This window comes from Piscinibacter sp. (assembly GCF_050175855.1).
In the GTDB taxonomy this organism is placed as follows: Bacteria; Pseudomonadota; Gammaproteobacteria; order Burkholderiales; family Burkholderiaceae_C; genus Piscinibacter.
The window spans coordinates 1-3831 of record NZ_JBFXIO010000441.1; the positions used below are offsets into that span (position 1 = coordinate 1).

At 64.1% G+C, this 3831-nt stretch carries 4 protein-coding genes; all 4 read right to left on the reverse strand.

Features of this window, described 5'->3' with window-relative positions:
• Positions 1–367: 367 nt before the first annotated feature.
• Positions 368–1369: a site-specific integrase gene (locus tag AB7U92_RS23395; RefSeq protein WP_428582633.1), complete on the reverse strand. Its 1002-nt coding sequence runs from the start codon at positions 1367–1369 to the stop codon at positions 368–370.
• Positions 1366–2298 (reverse strand): tyrosine-type recombinase/integrase, encoded by a 933-nt coding sequence (locus AB7U92_RS23400; protein WP_428582635.1) that lies wholly within the window; start codon positions 2296–2298, stop codon positions 1366–1368. Before AB7U92_RS23400 ends, AB7U92_RS23395 begins: the two co-directional genes overlap by 4 nt.
• Entirely contained in the window at positions 2295–3530 is a 1236-nt protein-coding gene (locus AB7U92_RS23405; RefSeq protein WP_428582637.1) for a site-specific integrase, read from the reverse strand. The genes AB7U92_RS23400 and AB7U92_RS23405 overlap by 4 nt, the downstream gene beginning before the upstream one ends.
• An 83-nt stretch (positions 3531–3613) precedes the next feature.
• On the reverse strand, positions 3614–3831 hold a 218-nt coding region (locus AB7U92_RS23410; protein WP_428582639.1), incomplete at its 5' end, for a hypothetical protein.

Here is a 3831-nt window from a genome sequence, read left to right on the forward strand (position 1 = left end):
CCAAGGGGTGCGCATTGGGGAGGGCCTGCAGCTACCTGCTGCCGCGGTGTGGCAACCACGACTGCGACCACAAGCGACTGCTTTTCAGCAGCCAGTATCGGTATCCAGATGCCCGCTGTGGGTCGATCTCGTACAGCCAGGGTGGCCGCTCGAACGATCGCGATCTGAGCACAGCAGTCCTTCGCGCGGGTTCGGCCAACGCCCTTCGTGGCCATCGCCAATGCCGGGGCCTTGCCGTCCCAACGAACCCAGCAGGTCGTTCAGGAACCTTCATGGACGGTTCGCCGAGGTCCGCCGGCAAGGCCGCCGCCTGCACACACGGCGACGGCCGGCAACACTGGCAAGCCGATGACGGAGTGCCACCGGTTCAAAGCGCGCTGAGAAACGCCATCAATTTGTCCTCCGGCCGATAGCGCCTGGCCTGCACACTGGGAGGTGCAATCTTGTCCAGCACACGCTCCTTCAACGTCAGATCGGCATCGAGGTAAATCTGAGTGGTCTCCAGCGATTCGTGGCCAAGCCACATCGCGATCACTGACCGGTCGACTCCAGCCTGAAGGAGTTCCATCGCCGTGGTGTGGCGCAACACATGTGGCGTCACGCGCTTGCGCGTCAAGGATGGGCAGGCCCGGGCGGCTGTGGCAACGTGCTTGGCCACGAGGTACTGGACGCCGTCAGCACTGAGGCGACTGCCTCTGGCACTCGGGAACAGTATGACCGGCTCAGATCCCAAGTCGCTGCTCATCCATGACCGCAAGACTGCCTGTGTTTGTTTGGCCAGCGGCGTGCAACGCTCCTTGCGCCCTTTCCCGAGCACGTGGACGTGGGCGCCTGTGCCGAGCCTGACATCGGCGGCTCGTAGGCCGGTCATCTCGGACAGACGCAGCCCGGTCTGGACCGCAAGCAACAACAGGACATGGTCGCGCCGCCCCGACCATGTGGTCCGATCGGGTGCCGCAAGCAAGGCTTCGACCTCTTCGCGTGTCAGATGGCAGACCTGCTTGCGAGTGCATCGCTTGCTGGGAATCGCCAGGACGCGCTGGATCTGGCCCGCATGACCAGGCGATTCAAAGGCGGCGTACTGAAAGAACGACCGAATGGCGCTCTGCCGCAGGTTCCGGCTTCTGGCACTCACGCCACGTTCGTGCTCCAGGTCGGCAAGGAACGCCGCGATCAGCGGCGCGTCGAGTTGCTCCAACGCCAGCGCGCTCGGGGCAACCTTGAGGCGCTTCTGGGCGAACCGGAGGAAGAGCCGGAAGGTGTCACGATAGGATGCGATCGTATGCGCGCTCGCCTGCCGCTGCTGCATGAGTCTTCGGGTGAAGAACCCCTCCAGCAGCACAGCGAGATTGCCAGTCGCGGCCGTCATGACTGCTTCTCCCAGTGACGCTCGAACCGGGCGAGCGCGTGGCCCATCAACTCGGGGCAGGCGCTGAGATACCAGTAGGTGTGCTCGATGCGCACGTGACCCAGAAAGGTTGACAAGGTCGGCAGGTGGCGCTCGACATCCTGGCCGGATCGGTACCAGCGCAGCAACGTTTGGATGGCAAAGCGGTGGCGCAGGTCATGCAACCGAGGGCGTGGAGCACCCGCGGGGGCGTGCACCTCCGCCTGGTCGAGCAACTGATAGAAGGTCCGATGGATGTGTCCCGGGTCGAGTGCCGTCCGCCGACCCGAGATGAAGAACTGCGGCGGCGCCAACCGTTTGGCGAAGCGATCGCGGTGCGCGCGGTATTCCGCGAGTGCCGACCTGGTCGAGTCAGCAATCGGAGCCAGCCGAGATTTGCCGAACTTCGTCTGCCGAATGGTCAGCAAGCCTTGGTCGAGATCGACATCGCCGACCTCGAGACGGATCGCCTCACCGAGCCGCATCCCGGTGACGCTGATCAACCCCAGGAGGCAGTGGTAGGTCGCCCCTCGCAGGCCATCTGTAGGAGGCAGCGTCAACGCGCAAGCCATCAAGCGAGCAAGCTCATCGTCCGAGTACAGGTACGGTTGTCGCCGATGCCGATGTGAATGAAGGAGGTTGGCGGGGGTGATCTCCGTGGCGGGGTCGAGCAACCGGTGGTGGAGCGTGAAGCCGCGAATCCGACGCAGCCGATCGGCGGCGAGGCCAGGGCGCGTGGCTGGTTTGCTCAGGGCCCACTCTACGGCGGCGGCTGCCGTGATGGTCGTGACGCCGCGCTGGTCGAGAAAGTCCGTGAACTCGATCAGCGCATCTTCGTTCGCCCGAAGCTTGAACCCGAGCGCTCGCCGGAGTGCGAGGTAGTCTGTGGCGGCCTGTCTCAGCGGCGTCATTGCGCACCTCCCGGCCAAGAAGGAGCGATGGCCCGCAGGGAGGCAAAGTCCACCTTCGCATAGATCGTCGTTGTCTGCTGCTGGCGGTGACGCAGTACTTCGCCGATTTCGGGCAGTGACGACCCCTCGCGCAGCAGTCGTGTGGCCAACGTGTGACGGAGCACATGCGCTCCCTTGCTCGGCGCATCGATGCCGGCGCGCTGAAGCGCGCGGCGGACGATCGCTGCAACAGCGGTCCCGCTGGAGAACCCCTCCATCGGTGCCTGTGCTCGGAGGAAAACCTGCCGGGAGGAACAACGGGGCCGGGCCTCGCTCAAGTATTGCGCCAGCGCTTGGCCCACTTCGTATGGAAGCGGGAGGCGATCGACTCGGGTTTGTCCATTGCGAACCAGTAATTCGCCGGCGTGCCAGTCGATGTCCTCTAGTTGTAGTGCTACCACCTCGCCAGCTCGCAGCCCGAGCCGCGCAAGTAAGAGGATGACCGCGTAGTCACGACACCCACTCGGTGTAGACCGATCGCATTGAGCGAGGGTGCGCAGAACCTGATCGTCCTGGAGCGAGCGGGGGATCGATGACTGCGACCAAACAGCCGGCGCCGGTATGTGCGAAGACATATCGGTGTCGAGCCAGCCGCGGTAAAGCACGAACCGTAAGAACGCCCGAACGCCACCGACGACTCTGCATGCAGAGTTCGGACGGCACGTCTTCGTCGCCAGCCTGACGTGGGCGATGACGTCCCGCGCCGTAACGGTGTTGAACGCCAATAGTCCATCGGCGAAGAGGAACGTCAACAGATTCCTGGCCGTGATCCGATTGGAGTGAATGGTTGCGGGTGCCAGATTGCGCTCGTGGCGCATGTAGTCGACATACTCGGCCTCGATCTGCTCAACCGCAGTTGGAGTGCGCTCAGGTGAGGGTTTGCAGATGATGCCCTTTGCCGCGAGATGCGCGAGCAGCCGCAGCAGCGTCGAACGGTCTTCGGCCCTCGGGGCGCGACGGCGCCTGCGGCCTCGCAAGAAGGCATTGACCAAGTCTTCGGCTACTGCCGCGGCAGCAAAGCCGCGTCCGTCCAACCACCGGCTGAAGTCTCCAACCAACCATGCGGCGCGGCGTCGGGAGTCGCGGCTATAGCCCTTGGCTGCCAATGAGTCGATGAAGGTATCGACGCACACGCCCAGCGGGCCTTCGCGCATCCGCATCAGTGCGCGCGGGCGCACAAACAACTCTTCCATGAGGGTCTCCTTCCGGGGAAGCCGTCCCCGGCGGAGTCGAACATATGGCAGTGAGGTGCTACCGTGAACCCGAGTAGTTCGTGTCACCGATGAGCAGCATCGATGCCCGCTCGCGGCTCGGCCTGCATGGCGTCGAGGTCGATGATTGCATTGGCCATCGTTGCGAGGTGCGGGGTCTGGGTGATGAAGAACTCTTGCCGGTAGCCGCCGAGCCGAAGGACTTCGCGCTTCATGGCCATGAACATGCGCTTGTGTTCTGGGTCGAGGGGCCCATCGGCCTCGTCGGAGAAGAGCGTGTCGA